This is a genomic window from Brevundimonas sp. (assembly GCF_032055285.1).
GTDB lineage: Bacteria > Pseudomonadota > Alphaproteobacteria > Caulobacterales > Caulobacteraceae > Brevundimonas.
In genome coordinates this window covers 1,021,470-1,046,089 of the sequence record NZ_DAMBRE010000001.1, presented here as the reverse complement: position 1 = coordinate 1,046,089, position 24,620 = coordinate 1,021,470, and the positions used below count along the sequence as shown (strand labels likewise).

23 protein-coding genes are annotated in these 24,620 nt (G+C 68.1%); 14 read left to right on the top strand and 9 right to left on the bottom strand.

Annotated elements, in window-relative coordinates:
• The first annotated feature begins 16 nt into the window (after window positions 1-16).
• Window positions 17-439: a helix-turn-helix domain-containing protein gene (locus RTY13_RS05200; RefSeq protein ID WP_312781637.1), complete on the top strand. Its 423-nt coding sequence runs from the start codon at window positions 17-19 to the stop codon at window positions 437-439.
• Window positions 440-515: 76 nt separating this feature from the next.
• On the opposite strand, the gene RTY13_RS05195 is transcribed toward RTY13_RS05200, so the two are convergent.
• Complete coding sequence (locus RTY13_RS05195) at window positions 516-1,049, bottom strand: carboxymuconolactone decarboxylase family protein (protein WP_292032124.1); 534 nt, start codon at window positions 1,047-1,049, stop codon at window positions 516-518.
• 189 nt (window positions 1,050-1,238) lie between these two features.
• Window positions 1,239-1,793: a peroxiredoxin gene (locus RTY13_RS05190; protein ID WP_292084884.1), complete on the bottom strand. Its 555-nt coding sequence runs from the start codon at window positions 1,791-1,793 to the stop codon at window positions 1,239-1,241.
• Between the two features lie 272 nt (window positions 1,794-2,065).
• Between RTY13_RS05190 and katG the strand changes: the two genes are divergently transcribed.
• Entirely contained in the window at window positions 2,066-4,279 is a 2,214-nt protein-coding gene (katG, locus tag RTY13_RS05185) for a catalase/peroxidase HPI (protein ID WP_312781635.1), read from the top strand.
• 101 nt (window positions 4,280-4,380) lie between these two features.
• Entirely contained in the window at window positions 4,381-5,268 is an 888-nt protein-coding gene (locus RTY13_RS05180) for a hydrogen peroxide-inducible genes activator (RefSeq protein ID WP_207824295.1), read from the top strand.
• A gap of 128 nt (window positions 5,269-5,396) precedes the next feature.
• On the opposite strand, the gene RTY13_RS05175 is transcribed toward RTY13_RS05180, so the two are convergent.
• Complete coding sequence (locus RTY13_RS05175) at window positions 5,397-5,663, bottom strand: hypothetical protein (protein WP_312781633.1); 267 nt, start codon at window positions 5,661-5,663, stop codon at window positions 5,397-5,399.
• Window positions 5,664-5,899: 236 nt separating this feature from the next.
• On the opposite strand from RTY13_RS05175, the gene acnB reads away from it, so the two are divergent.
• On the top strand, window positions 5,900-8,482 hold the full coding sequence (acnB, locus tag RTY13_RS05170; protein ID WP_312781631.1) for a bifunctional aconitate hydratase 2/2-methylisocitrate dehydratase: 2,583 nt from the start codon (window positions 5,900-5,902) through the stop codon (window positions 8,480-8,482).
• A gap of 69 nt (window positions 8,483-8,551) precedes the next feature.
• Here the strand turns inward: acnB and RTY13_RS05165 are convergent, their stop codons facing one another.
• Both RTY13_RS05165 and acnA read right to left on the bottom strand, forming a co-directional pair.
• Window positions 8,552-10,165, bottom strand: coding sequence for an NAD(P)/FAD-dependent oxidoreductase (locus tag RTY13_RS05165; protein WP_312781629.1), 1,614 nt, complete (start codon window positions 10,163-10,165; stop codon window positions 8,552-8,554).
• A gap of 118 nt (window positions 10,166-10,283) precedes the next feature.
• Entirely contained in the window at window positions 10,284-13,010 is a 2,727-nt protein-coding gene (gene acnA, locus RTY13_RS05160) for an aconitate hydratase AcnA (RefSeq protein ID WP_312781627.1), read from the bottom strand.
• A 198-nt stretch (window positions 13,011-13,208) separates the two neighbouring features.
• Here acnA and ccmA point away from each other — a divergent pair, with 198 nt between their 5' ends.
• A complete protein-coding gene (ccmA, locus tag RTY13_RS05155) occupies window positions 13,209-13,832 on the top strand; it encodes a heme ABC exporter ATP-binding protein CcmA (protein ID WP_312781797.1) in 624 nt (207 codons plus the stop codon).
• Window positions 13,829-14,494 carry a heme exporter protein CcmB gene (gene ccmB / locus RTY13_RS05150; RefSeq protein WP_312781625.1) on the top strand — a complete coding sequence of 222 codons (666 nt, stop codon included), beginning with the start codon at window positions 13,829-13,831 and terminating at the stop codon, window positions 14,492-14,494. Before ccmA ends, ccmB begins: the two co-directional genes overlap by 4 nt.
• Window positions 14,495-14,500: 6 nt before the next feature.
• On the opposite strand, the gene RTY13_RS05145 is transcribed toward ccmB, so the two are convergent.
• From RTY13_RS05145 to RTY13_RS05135, 3 genes are all read right to left on the bottom strand, one after another.
• The gene (locus tag RTY13_RS05145) at window positions 14,501-15,025 is read right to left on the bottom strand and encodes a Smr/MutS family protein (RefSeq protein WP_312781623.1); all 525 of its coding nucleotides are present in this window, start codon (window positions 15,023-15,025) and stop codon (window positions 14,501-14,503) included.
• Between the two features lie 70 nt (window positions 15,026-15,095).
• Entirely contained in the window at window positions 15,096-15,329 is a 234-nt protein-coding gene (locus RTY13_RS05140; protein WP_292084896.1) for a helix-turn-helix transcriptional regulator, read from the bottom strand.
• A gap of 23 nt (window positions 15,330-15,352) precedes the next feature.
• Window positions 15,353-15,961 carry a DUF2975 domain-containing protein gene (locus tag RTY13_RS05135; RefSeq protein WP_312781621.1) on the bottom strand — a complete coding sequence of 203 codons (609 nt, stop codon included), beginning with the start codon at window positions 15,959-15,961 and terminating at the stop codon, window positions 15,353-15,355.
• A 446-nt stretch (window positions 15,962-16,407) separates the two neighbouring features.
• Here RTY13_RS05135 and rdgB point away from each other — a divergent pair, with 446 nt between their 5' ends.
• A complete protein-coding gene (rdgB, locus tag RTY13_RS05130) occupies window positions 16,408-17,010 on the top strand; it encodes an RdgB/HAM1 family non-canonical purine NTP pyrophosphatase (protein ID WP_312781619.1) in 603 nt (200 codons plus the stop codon).
• A gap of 70 nt (window positions 17,011-17,080) precedes the next feature.
• Window positions 17,081-18,211, top strand: a complete 1,131-nt coding sequence (hemW, locus tag RTY13_RS05125) for a radical SAM family heme chaperone HemW (RefSeq protein ID WP_312781617.1) — start codon at window positions 17,081-17,083, stop codon at window positions 18,209-18,211.
• A 1-nt stretch (window position 18,212) separates the two neighbouring features.
• On the opposite strand, the gene RTY13_RS05120 is transcribed toward hemW, so the two are convergent.
• On the bottom strand, window positions 18,213-18,902 hold the full coding sequence (locus RTY13_RS05120; protein WP_312781615.1) for an alpha/beta hydrolase: 690 nt from the start codon (window positions 18,900-18,902) through the stop codon (window positions 18,213-18,215).
• A gap of 120 nt (window positions 18,903-19,022) precedes the next feature.
• Here RTY13_RS05120 and rsmI point away from each other — a divergent pair, with 120 nt between their 5' ends.
• The 6 genes from rsmI to RTY13_RS05090 all read left to right on the top strand — a co-directional run bounded on the left by rsmI (window position 19,023) and on the right by RTY13_RS05090 (window position 24,578).
• Window positions 19,023-19,901 carry a 16S rRNA (cytidine(1402)-2'-O)-methyltransferase gene (gene rsmI / locus RTY13_RS05115; RefSeq protein WP_312781612.1) on the top strand — a complete coding sequence of 293 codons (879 nt, stop codon included), beginning with the start codon at window positions 19,023-19,025 and terminating at the stop codon, window positions 19,899-19,901.
• Window positions 19,898-20,326 carry a YraN family protein gene (locus RTY13_RS05110; protein ID WP_312781609.1) on the top strand — a complete coding sequence of 143 codons (429 nt, stop codon included), beginning with the start codon at window positions 19,898-19,900 and terminating at the stop codon, window positions 20,324-20,326. The genes rsmI and RTY13_RS05110 overlap by 4 nt, the downstream gene beginning before the upstream one ends.
• Entirely contained in the window at window positions 20,323-21,135 is an 813-nt protein-coding gene (locus tag RTY13_RS05105) for a transglutaminase family protein (protein WP_312781607.1), read from the top strand. The genes RTY13_RS05110 and RTY13_RS05105 overlap by 4 nt, the downstream gene beginning before the upstream one ends.
• Before the next feature lie 118 nt (window positions 21,136-21,253).
• Window positions 21,254-22,204, top strand: a complete 951-nt coding sequence (gene gshB, locus RTY13_RS05100; RefSeq protein ID WP_312781605.1) for a glutathione synthase — start codon at window positions 21,254-21,256, stop codon at window positions 22,202-22,204.
• Window positions 22,205-22,227: 23 nt separating this feature from the next.
• Window positions 22,228-22,914 carry a hypothetical protein gene (locus tag RTY13_RS05095; RefSeq protein WP_312781603.1) on the top strand — a complete coding sequence of 229 codons (687 nt, stop codon included), beginning with the start codon at window positions 22,228-22,230 and terminating at the stop codon, window positions 22,912-22,914.
• A 77-nt stretch (window positions 22,915-22,991) separates the two neighbouring features.
• Entirely contained in the window at window positions 22,992-24,578 is a 1,587-nt protein-coding gene (locus tag RTY13_RS05090; protein ID WP_312781601.1) for a YifB family Mg chelatase-like AAA ATPase, read from the top strand.
• Window positions 24,579-24,620 lie beyond the last annotated feature (42 nt).

The window sequence follows — 24,620 nt, the reverse complement described above, 5'->3', positions numbered from 1 at the left end:
TCAGCGAGAACGCGTGATGGTCAGAGGCTCTGCAGAGGACGGCCCCCATCCCGTGGACCGTCATGTCGGTCGGCGGGTTTGCGACAAGCGCATCGCCCTCGGTTACAATCAGAGCGACCTCGGGCGGGCGCTCGGTCTGACCTTCCAGCAGATCCAGAAGTACGAGAAGGGCGCCAATCGCATCTCGGCGTCCAAGCTCTGGGACATCGCCCGTTTCTTCAAGGTCGATATCGGCTACTTTTTCGAGGGCCTGACGACGCCGCAGCAGCCCGGCATGGCCGAGGGAGAGGTCGAGCCCTTCGTCCACGATTTTCCCTCGACGCGGCAGAGCATCGAGATCGGTCGCCTGGCCCCTCAGCTTTCGGTGCGGCAGCAAAAGCTGATCCTCGACATGATGCGCGAGATGGCGGGGCATGAAGCGCCGACCGACAAGGGCTGAGGCCCGGCCCTAGACGGAATTTGAAAAAGGCGCGGATCGCTCCGCGCCTTTTGGCTGTCTGGTGATCCTTTTTGGATCAGCCGGCCAGGGCGGCTTCCGAAGCCACGATGCGGCTGGCGGCGTGGACCACGGCGCCGATGCGCAGGGCGGCCTGGACCTGGACGTTCGGCACGCCGTGCTTGCGCAGTTCGCCTTCGTGAGCGTCCAGGCAGGCGCCGCAGCCGTTGATCGCCGAGACGGCGGTGGACCACAGCTCGAAGTCGAGCTTCTCGACGCCCGGGTTGGCGATGACGTTCATGCGCAGCTTGGCCGGCAGGGTCGTGTACTCGTTGTTCTTCATCAGATGCAGCGAGCGGTAGTAGATGTTGTTCATGCCCATGATGGCGGCGGCGGCCTTGGCGGCGTTCATCGCTTCGGGGGTCAGGACGGCGGCGGCGGCGGCCTCGATGGCCTTCACAGCGGGCGCGACGCCGATGGCGTGGGCCGAGGCCAGGAAGCAGCCCCACTTCTGCTGGTCGTTCAGCACCGTCTCATTGGCCAGCGAGGACAGGTTCAGCGAGATGTCCTTGCCGTAGGCCGGGATGAGGTCGCGCAGGGCGTCGATGGACATGGGGACTTCCTTCTGCTCAACGGCGCCGCTTGCGCCGGATACAATATAGGGACTGCCGACGCGCCCCGTCAGGGCCGGATTCGGGGGCGTCAGGCATGAAAAAGGCGGCGACAGTCGCCCGCCGCCGCCTCTTCAAGAGGGGCGGCCCGGACCATTACGAACGCGGTCCGGGCCTTCCTTGGCCAGTACTTAGGCGGCCAGGGTCTCGCCGCCGACCGGGCGGTTGCAGGCGCACAGCTCGTCGGTCTGCAGAGCATCGACCACGCGCAGCGTGTCTTCCGGCGAACGGCCGACGTTCAGGTTGGTGACGTAGACGTGCTGGACGACGTTGTGCGGGTCCACGACGAAGGTGGCGCGCAGGGCGACGCCGTTTTCCTCGTCCAGGACGCCCAGTTCGCGGGCCAGCTTGCCGCCGCAGTCGGCGAACTGCCACATCGGCAGCTTGTTCAGGTCGGCGTGGTCACGACGCCAGGCCAGCTTGGTGAACTCATTGTCGGTCGAACCGCCGAGGACCACGGTGTCGCGGTCTTCGAATTCCTTGTTCAGCTTGGCGAAGGCGGCGATTTCCGTCGGGCAGACGAAGGTGAAGTCCTTCGGGTAGAAGAAGATGACCTTCCACTTGCCCTCGAAGGAGTCCTGGGTGACGGTTTCGAAGGCCGAAACGCCGTTTTCTTCGTGGCTGTTGAAGCCCGGCTTCACGCCAGTGATCTTGAATTCAGGCAGTTTTTGACCGACGCCCAGCATAGTGGAGCTCCATTCTGACAATGTAAGACATCCGGCGTCACAGGGAGGTGCATCGCCGATGGGGCTCAGATGGGACTTGGGGCGTCGGAAGTCAAATCGATGATTTCACAAAGCCGAATAGATTTTTGTTATGGGTGACGGGCTGAACCTTAAGCGCTTCGTCCAGCTTCGCTATAACTTCCCCTGTTGGTCGACCCAAAGTTTATCGATTTTCCTTCGGTGCGGAACCGGGCGTAGGCTCGGGACATAATCTGCCGAACAGGAGGAAAGTCATGGACGGACAAGCAGGCGGCCCTACCCCTCTCCACGATCCGAAGAAGGAGCCGGGCGCGCTGCGTTCGCTTCTGGGACGCACCAATCGCGACTGGTGGCCCAATCAGATGGCGATGGACATCCTGCATCAGCAGGGCAGGTCGGGCGACCCGATGGGCGACGACTTCGACTACGCCGCCGCCTTCAAATCGCTGGATCTGGCGGCGGTGAAGCGCGACCTGACCGCCCTGATGACCGACAGCCAGCCCTGGTGGCCGGCCGACTATGGCCACTATGGTCCCTTCTTCATCCGCATGGCCTGGCACTCGGCCGGCACCTATCGCACCGGGGACGGGCGCGGCGGCGCGGGCGCCGGCCAGCAGCGCTTCGCCCCGCTCAACTCCTGGCCGGACAACGGCAACCTGGACAAGGCGCGCCGCCTTTTGTGGCCGATCAAGCAGAAGTACGGCGCCAAGCTCAGCTGGGCCGACCTGATGATCCTGGCCGGCAATGTCGCCATTGAAAGCATGGGCGGACCGGTCTTCGGCTTTGGCGGCGGCCGCGCCGACGTCTGGGAGCCGGAGAAGGACGTCTACTGGGGCACCGAAGAGAACTGGGTCGGGGACGAAGGCAACCAGACCCGCATCCAGCCTGACAAGGACATGGCTCTGGAAGAGCCCCTGGCCGCCATCCAGATGGGCCTGATCTATGTGAACCCGGAAGGCCCCGGCGGCGTGCCCGAAGCCCTGGCCTCGGCTCGCGACATTCGCGAGACCTTCGCCCGCATGGGCATGAACGACGAGGAGACGGCCGCCCTGACCGCCGGGGGTCACACCTTTGGCAAGGCCCACGGCGCCGGCGACGCCTCCAAGGTGGGCGTCAGCCCCGAGGGCGCCGACATCGCCCAGCAGGGCCTGGGGTGGATCTCGGGCCACGAGAGCGGCATGGGCGACCACACCATCACCTCGGGCATCGAGGGGGCCTGGACCCCCACGCCGATCACCTGGGACATGACCTATTTCGACATGCTGCTGGACCACGACTATGAACTGGTCCGCAGCCCGGCGGGCGCCAAGCAGTGGCAGCCGGTGGGCAATCCGCCGGAAACCCTGGCCCCGGCCGCCCATACGCCGGGCAAGCGCGTGCCGACGATGATGACGACGGCCGACATGGCCTTCAAGATCGATCCGATCTATCGTCCCATCATGGAGCGGTTCCGCGCCGATCCGGCCTATTTCGGCGACCAGTTCGCCCGCGCCTGGTTCAAGCTGTGCCACCGCGACATGGGCCCCAAGGCCCGCTACCTGGGGTCGGACGTCCCCGCCGAGGATCTGATCTGGCAGGACCCGATCCCGGCGCACACGGGGCCGAAGCTGTCGGACGCCGACGTCAGCGCGCTGAAGGACCGCATCAAGGCTTCAGGTTTGTCGGTCGCCGAGCTGGTGTCGACGGCCTGGGCCTCGGCCGTGACCTTCCGCGGTTCGGACTATCGCGGCGGCGCCAATGGCGGACGCCTGCGCCTGGCTCCGCAAAAGGACTGGGACGTCAATGAACCGGCCAGGCTGGCTCGCGTCCTCAAGGTCTATGAGGACATCCAGGCGGCGTCCGGTCTCAACGTCTCCATCGCCGACCTGATCGTCCTGGGCGGCGTGGTCGGGGTCGAGCAGGCGGCCAAGGCCGGCGGTCACGACGTGACGGTCCCCTTCACGCCCGGCCGCACGGACGCCTCGCAGGAGCAGACCGACGTGGACGGCTTCAAGGTGCTGGAGCCGCGCGCAGACGGCTTCCGCAACTATCTGCAGGTCCGCTTCAACGTCCCGACCGAGGAACTGCTGATCGATCGGGCGCAACTGCTGGGCCTGACGGCGCCGCAGATGACGGTCCTGGTCGGCGGTCTGCGGGTTCTCGGCGCCAACCACGGTGGGTCGAAGCACGGCGTCTTCACCGACCGTCCGGGCCAGCTGACCAACGACTTCTTCGTCAACCTGCTGGACATGAAGACCGGCTGGAAACAGGTGGACGGCGAGGGCGACGAAACCTTCGTCGGTTCCGATCGCCTGACCGGGAAAGAGCTGTGGACCGCCACCCGCACCGACCTGGTGTTCGGCTCCAGCGCCCAACTGCGCGCCCTGTCCGAGGTCTACGCCTCGGCCGATGCGGGCAAGAAGTTCGTCACGGACTTCGTCGCGGCCTGGACCCAGGTGATGAACGCCGACCGGTTCGACCTGAACTAGACCATAGGGGGCGCCGCGGGCCGAGCGGTTCGCGGCGCCTTTCTTTATCAATGGTTTCGATTGTCTTTGAAAACACCATAGGGCGCGCCTATGTGGGGCGGATGCTCCCCACCCTGCGACAGCTCCACTATCTCAAGCTCCTGGCCGAACACGCCTCCTTCAGCCGTGCGGCCGAGGCGGCCCACGTCAGCCAGCCGGCCCTGTCGGCGGGGGTGCAGGAGCTGGAGAAGATCCTGGGCGCGCCGGTGGTCGAGCGCACGCGCGGCGCGGTGCAACTGACCGCTGTCGGCGCCGAGGCGGTCAAGCGCGCCGAGGACGTCCTGGCCCGCACCGAAGACCTGGTCGAGGCGGCGCGCAACGCGGGCAAGCCCCTGTCCGGCCGGTTCCGCCTGGGCGTCATCCCCACCGTCGCCCCTTTCCTGTTGCCGCGCGCCCTGCCCGGTCTGCGCGACCGATACCCGGCCCTGCGCCTCTTCATCCGCGAGGACCTGACCCCGCGCCTGATCGCCGGACTGAAGGCGGGCCAGCTGGACGCCGCCGTCATCGCCCTGCCCTATGAGGCGCCGGGCATCGACCACGCCCGCATCGGCGACGACGAGATTCTGGCCGCCGCCCCGGTCGGTCACCCGCTGGCGGGCGCCGGGCCGATCCCCGAGGGGATGCTCAAGGCCGACGATCTGATCCTGCTGGAGGACGGCCACTGCCTGCGCGATCAGGCCCTGGCCGCCGTCAACATCGAGGCCCCGCGCGGCGAGGACGTCTTCGCCGCCACCTCCCTGCACACCCTGGTCCAGATGGTGTCGTCCGGGCTAGGCGTCAGCTTCCTGCCGCAGATGGCGGTGCAGGCCGGTCTGGCCGACAACCCCGGCGTCGTCATCCGCCCCATCTCCGCCGACGCCCCCCGTCGCGAGATCGTCGTCGCCTGGCGCGCCGGCTCGAGCCGCGCCGCCGAAGCCCGCCTCCTGGCCGAGGCGCTCAAGCTGGACTGACGGCGAGGCGCCACAGCCTTAGGTCGCTACGTTTTCTCAGCGTCACTCCTGATCCCCGCCGTTATCCTCGGGCGTGACTCGAGGGTCAGCTTGTCCGCTGGCGGCACGCGGGAAGTTTGATTGCGCCGCTACACGGATCCTGGGAAAGCGATTTGACTTGTGAGGGCTGCCCGCATTTGTCCACGTCGAATTCGCCCGAAACTCGGATCCCTTCGATGGAGCGTTTCTTCGAGAAAAAGGAACACGACGGGAGAAACCTCAAGATTGTTCTCGTCCAGTCGATCGATCCAGCGAAACGCCCTATCGTGGGCTTCCAACCAATCAAGGTCTCCCGTTTCTTCGGCTTCAAGCTGTTGCTCCACGAAACCCTTCAGCTCGTTGATGAGATCGACCATTGGTGTTTGGTTTCCGCTCGTGTTGCACGGCCGGTAGCGGGGCCAGACGAAGGATCTTATCGACCCGGGGGCAAACAGAAAAACCGTCGGATCGCCTGCCCTTCCCTACGACGGAGGTCGAAGGTCGAACCGGCCCCCTTCCCTTGCGACCCCAGGCCTTATGTGGGAAAGGCCACGCGCGGTTTTGGCGGGCCGACGGGCCAGTCATGTCGCGACTGGACCAAGGAAGGCCGCTCATGCTCGAAACCTATCGTCTTCACGTCGCCGAACGCGCGGCCCTGGGCATTCCGCCGCTGCCGCTGTCGGCTGAGCAGACCGCCGACCTGATCGAGCTGATCAAGGCGCCGCCCGCCGGTGTCGCCGAGCAGGAGCTGCTGGACCTGCTGACCCATCGCGTGCCGCCCGGCGTGGACGACGCGGCCAAGGTCAAGGCCTCCTTCCTGTCCGCCGTGGCCCATGGGGACTTCGCCGTGCCGTCGCTGTCGCGCGAGCGTGCGACCGAGCTGCTGGGCACCATGGTCGGCGGCTATAACGTCAAGCCGCTGATCGACCTGCTGACGGACGCCGTGGTCGGCGCCGTCGCCGCAGAGGGTCTGAAGAAGACCCTGCTGATGTTCGACTTCTTCCACGACGTCGCCGAACTGGCCAAGGGCGGCAACGGCAACGCCCAGGCCGTGCTGAAGTCCTGGGCCGAGGCCGAGTGGTTCACCAGCCGTGACAAGGTCGCCGACAAGATCACCGTCACCGTCTTCAAGGTCACGGGCGAGACCAACACCGACGACCTGTCGCCGGCGCCCGACGCCTGGTCGCGCCCCGACATTCCGCTGCACTACCTGGCCATGCTGAAAAACGCGCGTCCGGGCATCACGCCGGAACAGGATGGCGTGCGCGGCCCGATGTCGTTCATCGAGGACCTGAAGGCCAAGGGCCATCTGGTCGCCTATGTCGGCGACGTGGTCGGCACCGGCTCGTCGCGCAAGTCGGCGACCAACAGCGTCATCTGGGCCACCGGCCAGGACATCCCCTTCGTGCCGAACAAGCGTTTCGGCGGCGTCACCCTGGGCGGCAAGATCGCCCCCATCTTCTTCAACACCCAGGAAGACAGCGGCGCCCTGCCGATCGAGGTCGACGTGACCAGCCTGAACATGGGCGACGTCATCGACATCTATCCCTATGAGGGCAAGATCGAGAAGGACGGCGAAAAGGTCGCCGACTTCGAGCTGAAGTCGCAGGTCCTGCTAGACGAGGTCCAGGCCGGCGGCCGCATCAACCTGATCATCGGCCGGTCGCTGACCGCCCGAGCCCGCGAGGCCCTGGGCCTGGCCGCCTCGACCGAGTTCCGCCTGCCGGTCACGCCGGAAGACAGCGGCAAGGGCTTCACCGTCGCCCAGAAGATGGTCGGCCGCGCCTGCGGTCTGCCGGAAGGCCAGGGCATCCGTCCGGGCACCTATTGCGAACCGCGCATGACCACGGTCGGCTCGCAGGACACCACCGGCCCGATGACGCGCGACGAGCTGAAGGACCTGGCCTGCCTCGGCTTCTCGGCCGACATGGTGATGCAGTCCTTCTGCCACACCGCCGCCTATCCCAAGCCGGTCGACGTGAAGACGCACCGCGAACTGCCGCAGTTCATCTCCAACCGCGGCGGCGTGGCCCTGCGTCCGGGCGACGGCGTGATCCACTCCTGGCTGAACCGCCTGCTGCTGCCCGACACCGTCGGCACCGGCGGCGACAGCCACACCCGCTTCCCCATCGGCATCTCCTTCCCGGCCGGTTCGGGTCTGGTGGCCTTCGGCGCCGCCACCGGCGTCATGCCGCTGGACATGCCGGAGTCGATCCTGGTCCGCTTCAAGGGGGAGATGCAGCCCGGCATCACCCTGCGCGACCTGGTCCACGCCATCCCCTACTACGCCATCCAGCAGGGCCTGCTGACGGTGGCCAAGGCGGGCAAGGTCAACGCCTTCTCGGGCCGCATCCTTGAGATCGAGGGCCTGCCGGACCTGAAGGTGGAGCAGGCGTTCGAACTGACCGACGCCTCGGCCGAGCGTTCGGCGGCGGGTTGCACCGTCAAGCTGAACAAGGAGCCGATCATCGAGTACATGACCTCGAACATCGTGCTCATGAAGAACATGATCGCCGACGGTTACGCCGACGCCCGCACCCTGCAGCGCCGCATCGACGCCATGGAGGCCTGGCTGGCCGCGCCGAACCTGCTGGAGGCCGACGCCGACGCCGAATACGCCCACGTCATCGAGATCGACCTGGCGGACGTCAAGGAGCCCATCCTGTGCGCCCCCAACGATCCCGACGACGCGCGCCTGCTGTCCGAGGTGCAGGAGACCCCGATCGACGAGGTCTTCATCGGCTCGTGCATGACCAACATCGGCCACTTCCGCGCCGCCTCGCTGCTGCTGAAGGGCAAGAAGGACATCCCGACCCGTCTGTGGGTAGCCCCGCCGACCAAGATGGACGCCTCGGAACTGACCAAAGAGGGCCACTACTCGACCCTCGGCGGCGCCGGCGCCCGCATGGAGATGCCGGGCTGCTCGCTGTGCATGGGCAACCAGGCCCAGGTGAAGGAGGGCGCGACCGTGGTCTCGACCTCGACCCGCAACTTCCCCAACCGTCTGGGCAAGGGCTCGAACGTCTATCTGGCCTCGGCCGAACTGGCCGCCGTCGCCTCCAAGATGGGCCGCATCCCCACCGTGGCTGAATACATGGCTGAGATGGGCGTCATCGACGCCGACCGCGACGAGGTCTACCGCTACATGAACTTCGACCAGATCCCCGAATACGCGGATCGCGTCGCGGCCGAATAAGGCGGGCGGAAGTCTGAAAGACAAACGGCCGATGGAGCGATCCATCGGCCGTTTTCATGGGCGGCGTGTCTAGGTCGCCGTCTGTCCGATCATCGATCGGGCGACGGCCTCGGCGACCTTGATGCCGTCGACGGCGGCCGACAGGATGCCTCCCGCATAGCCCGCGCCTTCGCCGGCGGGAAACAGGCCGCGCACGTTCAGGCTCTGGAAGTCCGCGCCGCGCGTCATGCGGATCGGCGAGGAACTGCGCGTCTCGACGCCCGTCAGAACCGCTTGGGCGTCGTCATAGCGCGCGATCTTGCGGCCGAAGACGGGCAGGGCCTCGCGCATCGCCGCGATCACATAGTCCGGCATCAGCGGGGCCAGATCAGTCGGGCGCACGCCGGGTCTATAGCTGGGCACTACCTCGCCCAGTTCGGTCGAGGGGCGCCCGGCCAGGAAGTCGCCCACCAACTGGCCCGGCGCGAAATAGTCGCCGCCGCCGGCCGCATAGGCGCGGGTCTCCAGATCCCGTTGCAGCTCGATGCCCGCCAGAGGGTGGTCGCTCGGATAGTCCTCGGGCGAGATGCCGACCACGAAGCCGGAGTTGGCGTTCCGCTCGTTGCGCGAATACTGGCTCATGCCGTTGGTGACGACGCGGCCCGGCTCGCTGGTCGCCGCCACCACCGTCCCGCCCGGGCACATGCAGAAGCTGTAGACGGTCCGCCCGTTCGAACAGTGGTGCGAAAGCGAATAGGCGGCGGCCCCCAGATCGGGGTGCCCGGCGCAGGGACCAAACAGCGCCCGGTCGATCCAGGACTGCGGATGTTCGATCCGAAAACCGATCGAGAAGGGCTTGGCCTCGATATGGACGCCCCGGTCGTAGAGGGTCTGGAAGGTGTCGCGCGACGAATGGCCGATGGCGAAGACCACATGGTCGGCCTCCAGGAACTCGCCGGTGTGCAGATGCACGCCCCGCAGCTTGCCATTGTCGAGCTCGATATCGACCACCCGGTGCTCGAAGCGGTACTCGCCGCCCAGGGCCTCGATCTTCTCGCGCATGGCCTCGACCATGGTCACCAGACGGAAGGTGCCGATGTGCGGATGGGCCTCGGTCAGGATCTCCTCCGGCGCGCCCGCCGCGACGAACTCGGTCAACACCTTGCGGGCCAGGAAGCGCGGGTCCTTGATCTGGCTGTAGAGCTTGCCGTCGGAGAAGGTGCCGGCGCCGCCCTCGCCGAACTGCACGTTGGATTCCGGGTGCAGTTTGCTCTTGCGCCACAGCTCCCAGGTATCCTTGGTGCGTTCCCGCACCACCTTGCCGCGGTCGAGGATAATGGGCTTGAAGCCCATTTCGGCCAGGATCAGCCCGGCGAACAAGCCGCATGGCCCGGCCCCGATCACGACGGGCCTCAGGCGCTGGTCTTTGGGCGCGACCGCAACCGGACGATAGGCGACGTCCGGCGCGGGCTGCACGTGCACGTCGTCCTTGAAGCGGGCCAGCAACATGGCCTCGTCCCTGACCTCGACGTCGACAATATAGACCTTCAGGATCGCGGACTTCCGACGCGCGTCGTGCGCCCGCTTCCAGATCGACCAGGAAACGACATCACCCGGCGGCACGCCCAGGCGGGTAGCGATGGCGGCGGGCAAGGCCTCCGGCGGGTGATCGAGAGGCAGCTTGAGTTCTGACAGGCGCAACATCGGTGTCTTGTAGCCGTTCGTGACGCCAAACGCATGAGGCAAGAGGCGGCGGATGGCCGAAGAAAAAGGCCGGTGGAGCGATCCACCGGCCTTTCCTGTTTCTGCCTGAAGCCTCGCCTTATTCAGCGGCGGCAGGCGCCTCGGCTTGCGGGCCGCCCGCCAGGTTGCGCAGGACGTAGGGCATGACGCCGCCGGCCAGCAGGTAGTCCAGCTCGGTCTGGTTATCGATGCGGCAGCGGACCGGGAAGCGGGCCATCTTGCCGTCCGAGGGACGGAACATCTCGACCCACAGGTCCTGACGCGGCTTCAGCTTGCCGATGTTGGCGTCGGTCAGGCCGCGGATGGTGACGATCTCCTCGCCGGTCAGGCCCAGCTTCTGCCAGCCGTCCTGCTTGAACTGCAGCGGGACCACGCCCATGCCGACCAGGTTCGAGCGGTGGATGCGCTCGTAGCTCTCGGCGATGACGGCGCGGACGCCCAGCAGGCGGGTGCCCTTGGCCGCCCAGTCGCGCGACGAGCCGGTGCCGTATTCCTTGCCGGCGAAGACGACCAGGGGACGACCTTCCGACTGGTACCGCATCGCTGCATCGTAGATCGACATGGTGTCGCCCGACGGGAAGTGCCTGGTGACGCCGCCCTCGATGTCCGGGGTGATCTTGTTGCGGATGCGGATGTTGGCGAAGGTGCCGCGCATCATGACTTCGTGGTTGCCGCGGCGCGCGCCGTAGCTGTTGAAGTCCAGGGCGTCGACGCCGTGGTTGGTCAGATAGACGCCGGCCGGCGAGGCCTTCTTGATCGAACCGGCCGGGCTGATGTGGTCGGTGGTGATCGAGTCGCCGAAGATGCCCAGGATGCGGGCCTCGACGATGTCGCTGACGGGGGCCGGCTCCATCGACAGGCCCTCGAAGTAGGGCGGGTTCTGGACGTAGGTGGACGTGTCCTCCCACGCATAGGTCTGGCCGCCGGTGACTTTGATGGCCTGCCAGTGCTTGTCGCCCTTGAAGACGTCCTTGTAGCGCTTGGCGAACATGGCCGGGGTGACCGACTTCTTCTGGATGTCGGCGATCTCCTGCGAGGTCGGCCAGATGTCCTTCAGGAAGACGTCCTTGCCCTTCTTGTCCTGACCGATGGCATCCTTGGTGATGTCGATGCGCATCGAACCGGCGATGGCGTAGGCCACGACCAGCGGCGGCGAGGCCAGGTAGTTGGCCTGGACGTCCGGGTTCACGCGGCCTTCGAAGTTGCGGTTGCCCGACAGGACCGAGGTCGCGACCAGGCCGTTGTCGTTGATCGCCTTGGAAATCGCCGGGTCCAGCGGGCCCGAGTTGCCGATGCAGGTGGTGCAGCCATAGCCGACCAGGTTGAAGCCCATGGCGTCCAGATCCTTCTGGAGGCCGGCGTCGGTCAGATAGTCGGTGACGACCTGCGAGCCGGGGGCCAGCGAGGTCTTGACCCAGGGCTTGACCTTCAGGCCGAGGGCGTGGGCCTTGCGCGCCACCAGACCGGCGGCGATCAGGACCGACGGGTTCGAAGTGTTGGTGCAGGAGGTGATGGCGGCGATGACCACGTCGCCGTCGCCGACGGTGAACTTCTCGCCTTCCACGGCGGCGCGTTCGGCGTCGGTCGGGCGGCCGAAGACGTCGGTCAGAGCGGTTTCGAACGAGGGCGCGGCGACGGTCAGTTCAACGCGGTCCTGCGGACGCTTGGGGCCGGCCAGCGACGGCACGACGGTCGAGATGTCCAGTTCCAGAACGTCGGTGAAGACGGGGTCTTCCGAGGTCTCGTCGATCCACAGGCCTTGCGCCTTGGCGTAGGCTTCGACCAGGGCGACGCGCGCCTTGTCGCGGCCGGTGGCCGTCAGATAGTCGATGGTTGCGCGCGACACGGGGAAGAAGCCGCAGGTGGCGCCGTACTCCGGGGCCATGTTGGCGATGGTGGCCTGGTCCTCGATGGTCATCCCGGCGATGGCGTCGCCGAAGAATTCCACGAACTTGCCGACCACGCCCTTCTTGCGCAGCATCTGGGTGACGGTCAGCACCAGGTCGGTGGCCGTCGCGCCTTCCGGCAGCTTGCCGGTCAGCTTGAAGCCGACGACTTCGGGGATCAGCATCGGGATCGGCTGGCCCAGCATGGCGGCCTCGGCCTCGATGCCGCCGACGCCCCAGCCCAGGACGGCCAGGCCGTTGATCATGGTGGTGTGGCTGTCGGTGCCGACGACGGTGTCGGGATAGGCGACGGTCTTCTTGCCTTCGTCCAGGGTCCAGACGGTCTGGGCCAGGTTCTCCAGGTTCACCTGGTGGCAGATGCCGGTGCCGGGCGGCACGACGCGGAAGTTGTTGAAGGCCGAGGAGCCCCAGCGCAGGAAGTTGTAGCGCTCGATGTTGCGCTCGTACTCGCGCTCGACGTTCTGGCCGAAGGCCTTGGCGTCGCCGAAATGGTCGACCATGACCGAGTGGTCGATGACCAGGTCGACGGGGACCAGCGGATTGATCTTCTTGGCGTCGGCGCCGAGCTTGGCCATGGCGTCGCGCATGGCGGCCAGGTCGACGACGGCGGGCACGCCGGTGAAGTCCTGCATCAGGACGCGGGCCGGACGGAAGGCGATCTCGTGCTCGACGGCGCCCTTGTTCTCGATCCAGGCGGCGACGGCCTTGAGGTCGTCCTCGGTGACCGAGACGCCGTCTTCGTTGCGCAGCAGGTTCTCCAGCAGCACCTTCATCGAGCGCGGCAGACGGGAAATCCCGGCCAGACCGGCTTCCTCGGCGGCCGGAAGGCTGTAATAGGCGTATTTCTTGCGCCCGACCGAAAGGTCCTGACGGGTCTTGAGGCTGTCAATCGACGGCATGGAGATAAGTCCTCTGACTAACGCCGCCCGACAATTCGGTTGCGCCTTCGCGCGCTGGACGCCGGGGCGCACAGGTCCCAGGCGCGCGCGGCGAAAGCCTGCTGCGGCGCTTGCGGATATAGTCCTGTGCGGGGAAGCCGTCCATGTATCCACAACGGCGTCATGGACATCGAGAATGGTTCGCAAGTCGGCGGGGTCATGCTGAAGACGGTCGACATCGAGGCCTTGAGCCTGTCGCGCGGCGAGCGTGTCCTGTTTCAGGGCCTGTCGCTGCGGCTTTCGGCGGGCGAGGCCGTGGCTCTGACCGGGGCCAACGGCGCGGGCAAGACCAGCCTGCTGCGCGCCGTGGCGGGCTTCATCCAGCCTGACGCCGGGGCGATCACTTTTGGCGGCGCGGACGGTGAGGCGCTGGATTCGGAGACCGCGCGGCGCGATGGGGTCCACCTTCTGGGCCACCTCGAGGGTCTGAAGCCGACGCGAACGGCGCGGCAGGAATTTGATTTTCAGACGGATTGGCTGGGCGGGACCAGCGCGGCGCGCGAGGCGGCCATTGCGCGTTTGGCGCTGACGCCCCTGCTGGATCTGGAGACGCGCAAGCTGTCGGCGGGGCAGAAGCGGCGCCTGTCGCTGGCGCGCTTGGTGGCTGCGCCGCGGACCCTGTGGCTGCTGGACGAACCCCTGGCTCCTCTGGACGAGCGCTGGCGCGTTGTCGCGGCCGAGCTGATGGCGGCGCATTTGGCCGGGGGCGGGATGATTCTGGCGGCGGTGCATGATCCCCTGCCCGTCCCGGCGCGCGATCTCGACCTCGGCGGTCTCGCATGAGTGCCGTGCGCGTCCTGTTCGGCCGCGAGCTTTCGCTGGCCTGGGGCGGGGGCGGCGGACCCCTGCTGGCCTGCGGCTTCATGCTGTGCCTGACGGCCATCCTGCCGCTGGCGGCGGGCGGCGATCCGCGCGTCCTGGCCCCGGCGGCCTCGGGCGCCAGCTGGATGGCTCTGGCGCTCGCCTCCCTGCTGTCGCTGGAGCGCCTGTTCGAGCGCGATCTGGAGGACGGGGCCCTGGACCTGCTGGCGCTCGGTCCCGTGCCGCTGGAGGGAACGGTGGCGATCAAGGCCCTGGCGCAATGGCTGGCGACGGGTCTGCCCTTGGCGCTGGCCGCGCCGGTCGCGGCCCTGGCTCTGGGTCAGCCGGCCCATCTGATCGGTCTGACAGCGCTGGCGGCGGCCGTCGGCGGACTGGGCTTCGCCTTCACCGGGGCCCTGGGCGCGGCCTTGGCTTTGGGCGCGAAGCGCGGAGGTCTGCTGATCGCGGTGGTGGTGCTGCCGCTCTTCATCCCGCCGGTGGTGTTTGGGGCGGGCGCCCTGACGCGGGCGGCGGGCGGCGGCGACCCCCTGTCGGCCCTGGCCCTGCTGGGCGCCTATGTCCTGTTTGCGGTGGTCATCGCGCCGGTGGCTGGAGCGGCGGCGATCCGCAACGCCCAGGGCTGACCGGCCTCAGCCCCGCGGCTTCAGCGTCACATAGAGGGCGCCGTCGCCGCCGTGACGGCGGTGGGCCGAGGCGAAGCCGGACACCACGCCGCGCAGGTGCGGGCCGGTCAGCCAGTCGTGCACCGAGCCGCGAATGATCCCGCCGCCGCGTCGTCCCTGCCCGGTGATGACCAGAACCGAGCGCAGGCCGCGCATCTGGCAGCTGATGAGAAAGCCGCGCAGCTGGTCCTCGGCCTCGAAGCGGCCAAAGCCGTGCAGGTCGATGCGGGCTTCGATCGGATCGCGTTCGCGCGACAGGCGGCGCTGACGGCGGGGCTCCAATTCCTCGGGCGTCGGGCGGGCGCGGGTCGGCGCCGGCTTGGCGGGGGGCGCGATGCCCAGGGCCTCGAAGCTGGGGGTCTGATCGGGGGCGTAGCGCTTCTTGCCGGCGACGCCGCGCGCGGGCTTGGGGGCGACCGACGGAGATTCGGGATCGGGCAGGACCGCGCCGGGCGTGACGCGGGTGGCCTTGCGGCGCGCGGGCGGGGTCACTGTTCCAGTCACCCGGGCCCAGATGCGTTTGTCGTCGTCAGTGGGGTCCGAAGGGCCTTTGCGGGCCACCTTAGTCCTCGCCGTCGAAGACGTCTCCGGGACCAGGCTCATGGGCCAGCAGGTCGCCGGGCTGGCAGTCCAGTTCGCGGCACAGGGCGTCCAGGGTCGAGAAGCGCACGGCGCGCGCCTTGCCGGTCTTGAGAATCGACAGGTTGGCGACCGTCACGCCGACGCGGTCGGCGAGCTCCGTCAGCGACATGCGCCGTTCGGCGAGAATGCGGTCAAGTTGGACGCGGATGGCCATGGGCAGAGCTTAGCGTTTCCAGATCAGATCGTCAGTTCGGATTCGCGGCGCAGGCGCGCGCCTTCGCGGAAGACCTCCGCCAGGACGAAGACGACGAGGATGGAGAAGGCAGGGGTGAGCAGGTCGCTGACGCCTTGCGGCTCCATGACGCCGGGGGCCAGGCGGGCGGCCACCAGGCCTTGCGCCACCCAGACGCCGCCGGTCACGACGGCCAGGATCAGGCCGATCTGGCGCAGACGGCGCACGTTGTCGGGCTGGAAGGGGTCGCCCAGGGTCAGGGTGCGGAAGATCTTGCGCAGGCCGCGCAGGATCATCAGGAAGCCGCCGAAATAGGCGGTCATGGCGCCCACGCCGAACAGCAGAAGGGGGCGGGTCAACGGGATCTGGCGGCCGTTGTCGCCGTCGGTGTCGATGACGTAAAGGTTGTCCAGAGGAATGAAGATGGAGGCGATCCAGAGCAGCAGCAGCACGCCGGTGATCAGGGCCAGCAGGACATAGGCGACGTCCAGGGCGATCTTCAGCAGGCTGGAGACGGAGCCGGGGCCTATGGTTCTCAGATTGGGTGTCCGCAGGTTCGCGCCGGTCAGGCGCGGCGCTCTTATCCCGATGGCAGGCAGTTTCGGGAAGCGCATGAAGTCAGATCTCAGGCCGGGTGGTTCGGGCGGCGATCGCCGCGCGGGGTCCGGCAGACCCTCACGCGGCGCTATTCTTCGCGGTGTTCATGCTGATCGTCAAAGCCCCCTGTCCGATCAAGGCCAGGATCACAGGCTCTGGATGATCAGGGCGACGGCGGCGGCAGGCAGGGAGGCCAGCAGAAGGGCGTTGAAGAAGCCGTGGCCGACGCGGTCCATCCAGATCGAGGTTTTCATCGCTTGCATCGTATCTCTCCGTGATTGCACGATTTTCGTGCATTTATGTGGTGTCGCTGGGTGAACGTTGCGTCTTCGTCGCTTCGTCTGAACGGTGCGACCCCCGTTCTTGAGATTGAAGATGCGCCATGCCCCCTCGAAAAGCACGTTACATATCGTTTAACGATGTTAAACTTCCGCAATGCATCGGACGGGACTAGGGTGACCGCATGAATCTCAAGCTGATCAAGGGGATGCGGCTGGTGGCCGCGACCCACAATCCGGGCAAGGCGCGCGAGATCGAAGCCTTGCTGGACGGAAATTACAGGATCGTCACGGCCGGCAGCCTCAACCTGCCCGAACCGGACGAGACCGAGAGCACCTTTGTGGGCAACGCCATGCTGAAGGCCCGTCATGCGGCCGAGGCCTCGGGGGAAGTCTCGCTGGCCGACGATTCCGGCCTGTCGGTCGCGGCTCTGGGCGGGGCGCCCGGCATCTTCTCGGCGCGATGGGCCGGACCGGGCAAGGACTTCGCCATGGCCATGAAGAAGGTCGAGGAACGGCTTGAGGAGATCGGCTCGACCGATCGCCGCGCCTGGTTCACCTCGGCCCTGGCTGTGGCCTGGCCCGACGGTCCCTGCGTGGTGGTCGAGGGTCGCATCGACGGCGATCTGGTCTTCCCGCCGCGCGGCGATCGCGGTTTCGGCTACGACCCTATCTTCCGGCCTCAGGGTTCGGACCTGACCTTCGGCGAAATGGACCCGGTCGAAAAGGACTCCCTCAGCCACCGCGCCCGCGCCTTTGCGCGGCTCAAGGCCGCGCTGATTGACTGACATTTTGTCAGGGTCGCGGGTCCCTCAAGCAGCCGCCTTTCGCGAAGGCGGCGATAGGGAGCTCAGGGATGTGGCCCTCTACGTTCACTGGCCCTACTGCGCCCGTATCTGCCCCTATTGCGACTTCAACGTGGTGCGCGACCGGGGGCGGGTCGAGGAGCAGGCCGGGCTGGTCCAGGCCATCCTGGCGGACATGGAGGCGCAGGCTGCTCGGGTCGGGCCGCGCCGTCTGGCCTCGATCTTCTTCGGCGGCGGCACCCCGTCCCTGATGCCGCCGGAGGCCGTGGCGGCGGTGATCGCGCGGGCCAGGACGCTTTTCCCTCCGGCTGGCGAGATCGAGATCACCCTGGAGGCCAACCCCACCGATGCCGAGGCGGACCGCTACGCCGCCCTGGCCGCGGCCGGGATCAACCGCCTGTCCATGGGGGTGCAGTCGTTCGACGACGCGGCCCTGACCTTCCTCGGCCGCGACCATTCGGCGGCGGAGGCGCGACGCGCGGTTCAGACGGCGGCTGCGGCCTTCCCGCGCTTGTCCATTGACCTGATCTACGCCCGACCGGGGCAATCCGTGGCCGACTGGACGGCGGAGCTGACCACGGCGCTGGACCTGGGGTTCGAGCACGTCTCGCCCTATCAGCTGACCATAGAGCCGACGACCGCCTTTGGCCGGGCCTTCGCGCGTGGGACCCTGACCCCGCCGGACGATGATCTGGCCGCCGAACTGTATGAGGCCACCCAGGCCGTGCTCGAGGACGCGGGGTTCGAGGCCTATGAGGTATCCAACCACGCCCGCGACCTCGCCGCCCGGTCGAGCCACAACCTGCACGTCTGGCGCGGCGGCGACTATCTGGGCCTCGGCCCCGGCGCCCATGGGCGGCTGACGCTTGAAGGTCGGCGCACCGCCACCGTCGCCCATCGCCGCATCGCCGACTATGCGGCGGGCGTCGCGGCGGGAACGCCCTGGGCCGAGCAAGAGGCCCTGGACCCGCTGGGCGCCGCCGAGGAGTTGGTGCTGCTGGGGCTGCGAACCGTCGAAGGGGTGTCTTTGACCACCCTGCAGACCCTGGGCCTGTCGGCCGAGAAGGGACCTCTGGCCGACCTGCTGGCCGATGGCTTCCTGACCCTGCATGAGGGCCGGGTCGCAGCGACGGCGTCCGGGCGTCCGGTGCTGGACGCCGTCCTGCGGACCCTTCTGACCTAGATCAGATCGCCGCGGCGGCTTCCTCGATCAGGTCGGAGATCTCGACCGGATGGGAGGCGAGCGAGGCGTGGCTGGCGTCCAGGGTGATGACCTTGCGGGCGTTCATCCGCGCCGACATCCGTTGCTGATTGGTCGGGGCGATCATGTGGTCCTGGCTCGAGACCTGATACCAGCAGGGCTTGGCCTTCCAGGCCGGGGCGGTGACCGCGTCGCCGAAGGTGGTAGCCAGGGGCGCCTTCTGGGTCACCGCCATGACCAGGGCCTCGTCCGCCGTCAGATCCTGGCAGAAGCTCTCGTGGAACTTGTCGGGCTTGACCCACAGATAGCCGTCGCTGTCGGGGGCCAGGTTGGGGGCGGCCGACGGCGGGTCCTGCTGGGTGATGCCGCCGGGGCTTTCGCCGGCGTCGGGGGCGAAGGCGGCGACATAGACCAGGGCCGCCACGTTGGGCAGATCGCCGGCCTCCGACAGCACGGCGCCGCCGTAGGAATGGCCGACCAGGATGACCGGGCCTTCCTGCTGGCGCACCATCTTGCGCACCCGCTCGGCGTCGTCGGCCAGCGAGGTCAGCGGCATTTCGACGGCGTGCAGGGAGGTATAGCCGCGCCGGCTCAGCTCCGTGATGACCTTGGCCCAGTGGGCGGCGCCGCCCCAGAAGCCGTGGACGAGGACGATGGCGGTGGATTTGGACATGGGTGCGTTTCCTAAGCTTGGCGGTTTCTGCCCCGCTCGGACACATGAGCGCCTCAATCTGGACCGGGTTCCCGGAACTGGCGGGTTTCACGACAGGGTGACGCCCTCTAGGATGAGGCCATGCCTTCCGACGCCTCGCTGTTTCCACCAACCGCCCCGCCCGCCCGTTCTGTCGCGCCGGGCCTCTATCTGGTGGCCACGCCCATCGGCAATCTGCGCGACATGACGTTGCGGGCGCTGGACGTTCTGGCCGCCGCCGATCTGGTTCTGGCCGAGGACACGCGAGTCACAGCCAAGCTGCTGACCGCCTATGGCCTACGCGCCAAGCTGGAGCGTTGCGACGACCACGCCTCGGCGCGGGCCGCCGAGATCGCGGTCGAGCGGCTGAAGGCGGGCGAGGTCGTGGCCCTGGTGTCGGACGCCGGCACGCCCCTGGTGTCCGACCCCGGCTATGTCGTGGCCCGCGCCGCCATCGCCGAGGGTCTGCCGGTTCACCCCGTTCCCGGCGCCTCCAGCCTGCTGGCCGCCCTGTGTCTGGCGGGGCAGCCGGCCGACCGGGTGCTGTTCGCCGGCTTCCTGCCGCCCAAGTCCGGGGCGCGCAAGACCATGCTGGAGGAGCTGCGCACCGGGCGCCAGACCCTGGTCTTCTTCGAGAGCGGGCCGCGTCTGAAGGACAGCCTGGCCGACATGGCCCAGGTCCTGGGCGACCGCCCCGCCGCCGTCACCCGTGAACTGACCAAGCTCTATGAAGAGGCCGTGCGCGGCAGCCTGGCCGAACTGGCCGTCGATCCGCGCTGCGACGCCCCCAAGGGCGAGATCGTCATCGTCATCGGCCCCGGCGAGACCGAGGTCGCCAGCGCCGCCGACGTCGATGCGGCCCTGGCCGACGCCCTGACCCGTCTGCCGCCGGGCGAGGCCGCCGCAGAGGTGTCCAAGGCCCTGAACCTGCCCAGGAAGCCCCTCTACAAGCGGGCGCTGGAAATGCAGGGCCGGGGGTGAAGCCTCGGCTGCGGCCCTCCCCGTCGCCGCGCCGGCCGAAGTCGGGCTGGCGTCAGGCGCTGGGCGGACGGTCGCATCGTGAAGGTCACGCCGCCGAATGGATCGCCGCCGTCTGGCTGATGCTCAAGGGGTATCAGATCCTGGCCTTTCGCCTGAAGGGGCGCGGCGGCGAGATCGATATTCTGGCGAAACGCGGCCGCATCCTGGCGGTGGTCGAGGTCAAAAGGCGACGCTCGATCGAGGCGGCGATCCTCGCCTTGGGTCCCGAACAACACGGCCGACTGGCCGCCGCCGGGCGGGCGGTGGTCCACAGCCGACCCTCGCTGCAGGGGCTGATGTTGAGAATCGATATGGTGGCGCTGGCTCCCCGGCGATTTCCGCGTCATCTTCGCGGCGTGACGACCACAGGAACGGACATGGCGTGACGCGCGAGGACGCCGAGATCATTCTGACCCAGGCGGGAACCGCTGAGGACGACGGCTTTCCGCTGCTCGAATGCGCCATCGCCTGCGCCATTCACGACTATCCGTTCCGCGATCCCGAGCCGGTCCGTCTGCTGGCCGACCAGGCCGCCCAGAGGGTCAAGGAGCGCGCCGCCAACGAAGGCCCCGACGACGCCCTGACCGAGACCATGGCGGCGGACCTGCGCCTCAACGGCGATCTTTTGAACCATGACCACCCCGGCAATACCGACGTCATCGACGTGGCCGAGCGGCGACGCGGCCTGTCGGCGGCCCTGGTGGTCTTCTACCTCGACGCGGCGCGTCGGGCGGGGCTGAAGGCGGCGGCGGTGGACTTTCCCGGTCATATCCTCTTGCGGGTAGAGACGCCCGAAGGGCCGGTGGCCCTGGACCCCTTCAGCCAGGGCCGTCTCGTTCTGCCTAGCGAACTGACGCGTCGGGCGCTTTTGGCGGGCTTGACCCCGCATGTCGCGGATCGTCTCGACCTGCTCATGGCTCCGGTCAGCGATCGGCAGGCCTTGATCCGCCTGCAGAACCTACTGTTCGCCCGCGCCCTGTTGGCGGAGGATTATGAGGGCGCAGAGCGCTCAGCCCTGCGCCGCGCCTTGCTGGACCCCGAGGATCACCGTCCTTGGCTGGACGTCGCCGCCGCGCGCGAAAAGCAGGGCGCCCTGACCGGCGCGCTGCAGGCCCTGTCGCGCGCCCGCGCCGTCGACGGTCCCGCCGACGCCCACCGCGCCAGCATGGACCGGGTGCGGATGCGGCTGAACTGAAGCGCGGCCTTGCGGCGGGCGCCTGGCGCCCTCAATTAGGCAGGGACGGCGCTTCGGCGCTCAAGCAGCGAGCGCCCGCGGCGCGAGCGATAGCGCCCTCTTCGACCAAGGACTACCCATGCTGAAAGTCGCCATCCAGATGGACCCGCTCGAGGCGGTGAACGTCGAGTCCGACACCACCTTCCTGATGGCCCTGTCGGGTCAGGCGCGTGGACACAGGCTGTGGGTCTACGACTTCCGCACCCTGGCGCTGGACGAGGGCCGTCTGTTCTGCCGCGCCCGTCCGGTGACGGTGAACACGGTGCAGGGCGAGCACGCCGATTTCGGCCCCGAGGTGATCCTCGATCTGGCCGAGGATGTGGACGTCATCCTGATGCGTCAGGACCCGCCTTTCGACATGGCCTATGTCACCGCCACCTATCTGCTGGAACGGGTCCATCCCAGGACCCTGGTGGTCAACAACCCAGCCGAGGTGCGCTCGGCGCCCGAGAAGCTGATCGCCACCCTCTTCCCCGGCCTGCAGCCGCCGACCCTGGTGTCGTCGGACCCGGTCGCCCTGGTCGACTTCCACCGCCGTCACGGCGACGTGGTGCTCAAGCCCCTGCACGGCGCCGCCGGTTCGGGCGTGGTGCGGCTGAAGGCGGATGATCCCAATCTGGAAGCCCTGATCGAGATCCACGCCGCCGGGTCGCGCGACCCTCTGGTGATCCAGAAATTCATTCCCGCCGTGTCCAAGGGCGACAAGCGCATCATCCTGATCGACGGCGAGCCGGTCGGCGCCATCAACCGCATTCCGGCCAAGGATCAGGTGCGCTCCAACCTGCGCGTCGGCGGCACGGCGGCCCCGGTTGAGCTGACCCCGCGCGACCTGGAGATTTGCGCCGCCATCGGCCCCTATCTGAGGGAACGCGGCCTGATCTTCGTCGGCATCGACGTGATCGGCGACTATCTGACCGAGATCAACGTCACCTCGCCCACGGGCGCCCAGCAGCTGCTCAAGTTCTCGGGCGTCGATGCGACGGCCCTGATGTGGGACGTGATCGAGGAGAAGAAGCGCGAAGCCCGCTAGGGTGCACAACGGGAGGGGACCCCATGACCAGAACGACGATCGCCGGCGCGCTGAGCGCCTTGACCCTGCTTGTCGCCGCGCCGGCGACGGCGCAGGACGCCGCGCCGAAGCGCCCGTCGATGGAGGTGCTGGAGCGGATCATCGAGACCCGCACGCCGCAGACCCGCGTCGAGACGCCGGACCATGAGCGCATCACAGCCCGACGCATCGACATCGTCGACGCCGACGGGACCATCCGCATGACCCTGTCAGGGGCCACGCCCGCGCCGATTATCGACGGCATTCAGTACAAGCGCGCTTTCAACGTGGCCGGTCTGATCCTCTATGACGACAAGGGCAGCGAGCGTGGCGGGTTCGGCACCGCCGACGTCGACGGCGGCATGGCCGTGCTGGCCTTGGATCACCCGGCCATGGACGCGATCGGCTGGCGCGTGTCGCCGGACGGCGCGGTCAGCTTCGTCATCAACCAGGCTCCGCCCCTGATCCGCGAGCCGGGTTTAGGCGACGCCCTGGTGCCGGGGGTGCAGACGCCGACACGGATGCGTCTGTCGGTCGCCGCAGACGGGACGCCCGCCGTGGCCCTGTCGGACAGGAACGACCGGCCGCGCGTGCGGATGACGGTGTCCGAGGAAGGCTATGGCGCCATCCAGTTCCTCAACGCGGCGGGCGAGGTGATCCATACCCTGGCGCCGGAAGCCGACCTGCCCTGATCTACTTTCGAGTAACGGCGCTCTTGCGGTCCGCCTAGGTTCGTGATTTGTTCTCTCTCGATCAGCGGGAGGGAACCATGCTTGCACGGGTGGTGACGGTCGCCTTCGACGGGGTCGAGGCGCGTCGGGTCGATGTCGAGGTGCAGCAGGTGGCGACGCCTGCAGGCGCCTTCGCCATTGTCGGTCTGCCGGACAAGGCGGTGGCCGAGAGCCGCGAACGGGTGCGCGGGGCTTTTGCGGGCATCGGTCTGGCCCTGCCGCCCAAGAAGGTCATCGCCAACCTGGCGCCCGCCGATCTGCCGAAGGAAGGCAGTCATTTCGACCTGCCCATCGCCCTGGCGCTTCTGGCCTCCATGGGGGTGATTGCGCCCGATGCGCTGGACGGCTGGGCGGCGGTGGGCGAACTGGGGCTGGACGGTCAGATCGCTACGGTCGGCGGAACCCTGCCTGCGGCCATGGCGGCGGGCGCCATGGGCCTGGGCCTCATCTGTCCCGAGGCCAATGGCCCTGAGGCGGCCTGGGCGGGCGACACGGCTATCCTGGCGCCGCGCTCCCTGATCGGCCTGATCAATCACTTCCGCGGCACACAGATCCTGCGTGCGCCCGAACCCGGCCCAGTGACGGCGGGCGGCGCGGTCCCGGACCTGCGCGAGGTCAAGGGTCAGGAGAGCGCCAAGCGGGCGCTGGAGATCGCGGCGGCGGGCGGCCACAACCTGCTCTTCATCGGCCCGCCCGGATCGGGCAAGTCGATGATGGCCCAGCGCCTGCCCGGCCTTCTGCCGCCGCTGACGCCGCAGGAGCTGCTCGAGACCTCCATGGTCTGGTCGGTGGCGGGCCTGATCGATCGCGGCGCCCTGACCCGCGACCGGCCCTTCCGCGCGCCCCATCATTCCGCCTCGATGGCCGCCCTGACCGGCGGCGGTCTGCGGGCCAAGCCGGGCGAGGCGTCGCTGGCCCACAACGGCGTGCTCTTCCTGGATGAACTGCCGGAATATTCCGCCCAGGCGCTGGACAGCCTGCGCCAGCCTCTGGAGACGGGCGAGATCGTGGTGGCGCGCGCCAACGCCCACGTCCGCTATCCGGCCCGGTTCCAGCTGGTGGCGGCGATGAACCCCTGCCGCTGCGGCCTCGGCGGGGCCGGGCGCGGGGCCTGCGGCAAGGCCCCGCGTTGCCAGCGCGACTATCAGAACCGCATCTCCGGCCCGATGTTCGACCGCATCGACCTGACGGTGGAGACGCCGCCCGTCACCGCCGCCGACATGGCCCTGCCCCCGCCCGCCGAGGGCACGGCCGAGGCCGCCGCCCGTGTGGCGACCGCCCGCGCCCAGCAGGAAGAGCGGGTGCGCGCGGCGGGCTTCGATCCCGACAAGGCGCGCGATCAGGGCATCAACGCCCGCGCCTCGGGCGAGACCCTGGACCGCTTCGCCGCGCCGGATGACGCAGGGCGCGCCTTGCTGATGCGGGCGGGCGAGGCCGGCGGTCTGACCGCGCGGGGCTGGACCCGCACCCTGCGGCTGGCGCGCACCATTGCTGAGCTCGATGGCTCGACCGGGGTGCTGCGCCGCCATGTGGCCGAGGCCCTGATGTATCGCCGCACCACAGTCGGGGCCCAGGGCGATTTCGACCGTCAGACCGCCCATCGCCACGAGGCTCCGGCCTTCTGAGGCCTGAAATCCTTGTTCGGCCACGCTTAACCCTTTGGGCGC